Origin of the sequence: Prevotella amnii CRIS 21A-A (genome assembly GCF_000177355.1) — a bacterium.
Classification (GTDB): Bacteria; Bacteroidota; Bacteroidia; order Bacteroidales; family Bacteroidaceae; genus Prevotella; species Prevotella amnii.
The window spans coordinates 1-5281 of the sequence record NZ_ADFQ01000053.1 but is presented as its reverse complement, the minus strand read 5'-3'; the positions used below and the strand labels follow the sequence as shown (position 1 = coordinate 5281).

Genomic DNA, 5281 nt, shown 5'->3' with positions numbered 1-5281 from the left:
ATTTAGCATTCGCTATCAAACTCTATATATCTTTCCTTTTTATTATATTCTACACTTTTATTGCACATCTTTTTTTGCTTTGTGCAAAAAATACACTACCTTTGCACGAAAACAATAATTTTGCATAATAATTTTATTAAATATTTTATCAAAAGAGTAAATCCCTCTCAGAATATTAATTAGCTTTGTTCTGACATAAGGTAAAACTCTGCATAATTAACCCTAATGCATATATTATAATGGAGAATATTCCAAGTTTTAACGAGCTAATAGAAAAGGCTATAATTGATCATTGGGATCTTGATGCTCTTACAGATTATAAAGGAAAAACCTTACGCTATCACGATGTAGCAAGAAAAATAGAAAAGCTTCATATTATGTTTGAAGCAAGTGGCATACAAAAAGGTGATAAGATTGCTCTATGTGGGCGTAATTCTGCAGCTTGGGCTTCAGCTTTTCTTGCCATACTTACTTATGGTGCAGTAGCTGTTCCTATTCTCCATGAGTTTACTCCAGATCAAATACATCATATAGTAAACCATTCCGAAGCAAAACTTCTCTTTGTTGGCGACGTTGTTGCAACTCAAATCGATGCTGTACAAATGCCAAGTTTAGAAGGTGTTATCTATATTCCTGACTACTCTATCGTTATAAGCAGAACAGATAAGCTCACTTACGCACGTGAACACCTTAATGAAATGTTTGGTAATAAGTATCCTAAATATTTTCGTTCAGAACACATACATTATTATAAGGAACAAAGTCCTGAAGAGTTAGCTTTGATTAATTATACTAGCGGAACAACAGGCCACTCTAAAGGGGTAATGCTACCTTATCGTGCTTTATGGAGTAATACTGATTTTGCTAAACATGTAATGAACAATCATGTTACAACTGGTGATAACATTATTAGTATATTACCTTTAGCTCATATGTATGGTATGTCTTTTGAGTTTCTTTTTGAATTTCTATCAGGTGTACATGTCTTTTTCCTTACTCGCATGCCTTCACCTGCAATTATCTCTCAAGCCCTACATGATATAAAGCCCATTATAATGATTGCAGTACCTCTTGTCATTGAGAAGATCATACGCAAAAAGGTCTTCCCTAAAATACAAAACACTAAAATGCAATTTTTATTAAAGCTACCTTTGCTTAGTAAGAAAGTAAAAGAAAAAATACGTGAAGAAGTATATAATGCCTTTGGTGGTAATCTTTATGAAATCATAATAGGTGGTGCTGCTATAAGTAAAGAAGTAGAAGACTTTTTACACCAAATTAATTTTCCTTATACCGTAGGTTATGGGGCTACAGAATGTGCACCTATTATATGTTATCGTGATTGGAAAACTTTTGTAAAAGGTTCTTGTGGACAAGCTGCTTACCATCAACAAGTAAGAATAGATAGCTCTGATCCTGAAAATATAGCTGGTGAAATACTTACAAAGGGTCCTAACGTTATGTTAGGTTATTATAAAAACGAAGAAGCTACTGCACAAACTTTGGATAAAAATGGCTGGTACCATTCTGGTGATTTAGGAACAATGGATGCCGATGGAAATGTATTTATTCGTGGACGTTCTAAAAATATGCTTTTAGGTAGTAATGGTCAGAATATATATCCTGAAGAAATAGAAGATACTCTTAGTTCCCTCTACCTCGTTTCAGAATGCTTAATAGTACAACGTGATCAAAAATTAATCGGATTAATATATCCCGACTATGAAGAGGCTGCTAACTTAGGCTTAACAAAAGAAGATATCAACAAACAAATGGAAGAAAACAAAGTACAACTTAACTCGCTAATGCCAGCTTACTGTAAAGTTGCCGAATTAGAAATACGCGAAGAAGAATTTCAAAAAACGCCAAAGAAATCTATTAAACGCTACTTGTATAAATAAATATACTCTTTAGAAGTACAAATATAATTAATTTTACTAATGGTCTTTACAAATAAGACTATTAGTAGGGTTTCTTATTTTAAATTACTTTTTTTACATTAATCTGCTATATCCACAAAACACATTACTAATAACCTTTCTTTCCTATATTTAAAATATCACTGATTATATCTATAACCATCAACAATATTTTAATAGACAAATATTTATAGAAAAGAACTTTCAAACGTAATATGATAAATTTAAACAGGTTATAACCTTTTTATACATGACTATAATATTATAATTATAGTATATATATTTATATGTTTAAAGACACACTAACCATAACAAAAACCCACCAAACCTATCGGCCTGGTGGGTTATCCTTTTCGTTCGCCTACTAAAATTACTTAGCAGTATCAGCAGCTGTTGTATCTGCAGCAGCAGCAGTAGAATCAGCCTGAGTAGAATCAACCTGAGTAGTATCTGTCTTTGTAGAATCAGCATTAGCTGCTGGTTTAGCATTACCACCACAAGATGCGAAAGAGATAGCTGCGATAGCTACGAACATTAATACTAATTTCTTCATTTTTCTTTGCTTTTTAAATTCTGTAAAACAATCATTTATTTATTAAAACTGATGCAAAGTTATATATTATTTTGATACTCCAAAAATATTTTAATGGTTTTTTTACATCTATTCTGTAACTTTTTTATAATACACTGATATTTAGATATATACAATCATTAAATAAATGTTAAACATTTTTCCTTCTATTTATTGTTCTGAAAATATCTTTCCAAACTATTTGTTTTTGCTCCATCTATACGATATATTAAGATTAAAAGTATAACTTTAAAATAACCTATTATTGTACTCTCCACTTTTTTCTACTACCTTTGCAGACAATTATGATTGATACAGCAGCTTTTCAAGGCAAAACAGCCAAATTTTATACATTAGGGTGCAAACTCAACTTCTCTGAAACAAGTACCTTCGCACGCACATTATATAACATGGGCGTGCGTGAAGCTAAAAAAAACGAGATTGCAGATATTGTTTTAATAAACACCTGTTCTGTTACAGATGTTGCAGACCATAAGTGTAGGCAAATTATTAACCGAATGGTTCGTCAAAATCCTGGAGCTTTTGTTATAGTCACTGGCTGTTATGCACAATTAGAAAGCCAAACTATAGCCAATATAATAGGTGTAGATCTTGTTTTAGGAAGCAATGAGAAAGCCAACTTAATACAATATCTCAGTAACGCATGGAATAATATAGAAGAAAAAACTCCTATAGATAATACACAGAAAAAAATATATCATACTGTTAAAACAAAAGATATTACAAGTTTCCAAGATAGTTGCTCACGTGGCAATCGCACTCGCTATTTTTTAAAGGTACAAGACGGATGCAACTATTTCTGTACTTATTGTACCATACCTTATGCACGTGGTTTTTCGCGTAACCCTCCTATAAAATCACTTGTAAAACAAGCCGAAGAAGCTGTGGCAGAAGGAGGACGAGAAATTGTACTAACAGGAGTAAATATAGGAGACTTCGGAAGAACTACAAACGAGTCTTTTTTAGATCTTGTAAAAGCATTAGACAACGTAAAAGGCATAGAGCGTTATCGTATAAGCTCTTTAGAACCAGACTTAATAGATGATGACTTAATAGAATATTGTGCTACATCTGAACACTTTATGCCCCATTTCCACATACCCCTACAAAGTGGTTCTGATGAAGTTTTAAAACTTATGCACCGCCATTATGACCGTGCATTATTTGCAGATAAGATACTTTTAATTAAGGAACGTATGCCTAATGCTTTTATTGGTGTAGATGTCATGGTTGGGTGCCGTGGTGAAAAACCTGAATTTTTCGAAGATAGCTACAATTTTATAGACTCACTTCCTATTACACAACTACATGTCTTCCCATATTCAGAACGTCCTGGTACCAGTGCTTTATCTATACCATATATTGTAGATCCAAGGGAAAAGAAGCATAGGGCTAATCGCCTTTTAAAACTATCTGATCTTAAAACACAAACTTTCTATGCTAAATACATTGGAAAAGAAGCTAATGTTCTCTTTGAAAAAGCTGCAAGAGGTAAATCTATGCACGGATTTACAGATAACTATATCCGGGTAGAACTATCTCCTACAGAAGCTAAAGAAGAATATGATAATAACATAATAAAAACTCAATTAGGGAATTTCAATTTTGATAAAACGGCACTTAAAGCAAAAATTATACTATGAAACGAATAGCAGTAATAATCCTTAACTGGAATGGAGAAGAAATGCTTAAAAAGTATTTTCCATCTGTGATAAAATATTCATGCGAAGAAGCCGAAGTGATAATAGCAGATAATGCTTCTACTGACAATTCTTTAAAGTGGCTTAATCAGCACTATCCACATATTAGAATCATCAGACTTGAACAAAACTACGGCTTTGCTGAAGGATATAATAAGGCCTTAGAACAAATAAAAGATGTTGATTATTATGTATTACTCAATAGTGATGTAGAAGTTACACACCATTGGTTGACACCATTATTTGAAGCAATGGACGCTTACAAAGATATAGCAGCTTGCCAGCCTAAACTGCTGTCGTACCTTAATAAAGATTCTTTCGAATATGCTGGAGCCTGTGGAGGATTCTTAGATAAATATGGATACCCCTATTGTAGAGGGAGAATATTTAACACTATAGAAGATGATAATGGGCAATACGATAATGCACAACAAATACTTTGGACTACAGGAGCATGCATGATGATACGAAGAGAAGATTATTGGCAGGCTGGAGGATTAGATGGGAGATTCTTTGCCCATAATGAAGAGATAGATCTCTGCTGGCGGTTACACAATATGGGCAAAAAACTATATTGTTTCCCAGAAAGTATAGTATATCATTTAGGGGGTGGAACTTTACCAAAATCAAATCCTAAAAAAACTTTTCTCAATTTTCGTAATAATCTTACAATGTTATGGAAAAACCTTCCAGAAAAAGATCTCAAAAACGTTATGCGTATGCGGTTAATTTTAGATTATATTGCTGCTTTTCAATCCCTTATACTAAAACGTAATTGGAAAGAATTTAAAGCTATTATAGATGGACGTAAAGCCTTTAAAAAATGGCGTAACGAATTTACACGAACAAAAACTAAACAAACAAGAACATTAAAAGAAAACAGATTAGAAGGACAAGATAACAAGTCTTTATCTAACTTACTTCCTGATGGGAGAACTAACATTTTCCTACTTAAAGCATACTATCTTGATAAATGTAAAAAATTTTGCGACCTTTAAAAAGTATTACAACAATTTACATGAAGGAGAAATGAAAAAACTTTTAAATAAATAAAACTATATTATATTTTT

4 protein-coding genes are annotated in these 5281 nt (G+C 32.4%); 3 read left to right on the top strand and 1 reads right to left on the bottom strand.

Going from position 1 to position 5281, the window contains the following annotated elements; translation table 11 throughout:
- Positions 1-239 precede the first annotated feature (239 nt).
- Entirely contained in the window at positions 240-1901 is a 1662-nt protein-coding gene (locus HMPREF9018_RS04890) for an AMP-binding protein (protein WP_008448904.1), read from the top strand.
- Between the two features lie 388 nt (positions 1902-2289).
- On the opposite strand, the gene HMPREF9018_RS04885 is transcribed toward HMPREF9018_RS04890, so the two are convergent.
- A complete protein-coding gene (locus HMPREF9018_RS04885) occupies positions 2290-2472 on the bottom strand; it encodes a PG1828 family lipoprotein (protein WP_008448907.1) in 183 nt (60 codons plus the stop codon).
- A 323-nt stretch (positions 2473-2795) separates the two neighbouring features.
- Here HMPREF9018_RS04885 and mtaB point away from each other — a divergent pair, with 323 nt between their 5' ends.
- Positions 2796-4154, top strand: coding sequence for a tRNA (N(6)-L-threonylcarbamoyladenosine(37)-C(2))-methylthiotransferase MtaB (mtaB, locus tag HMPREF9018_RS04880; RefSeq protein ID WP_008448903.1), 1359 nt, complete (start codon positions 2796-2798; stop codon positions 4152-4154).
- On the top strand, positions 4151-5209 hold the full coding sequence (locus HMPREF9018_RS04875) for a glycosyltransferase family 2 protein (protein WP_008448906.1): 1059 nt from the start codon (positions 4151-4153) through the stop codon (positions 5207-5209). Before mtaB ends, HMPREF9018_RS04875 begins: the two co-directional genes overlap by 4 nt.
- Positions 5210-5281: the final 72 nt, after the last annotated feature.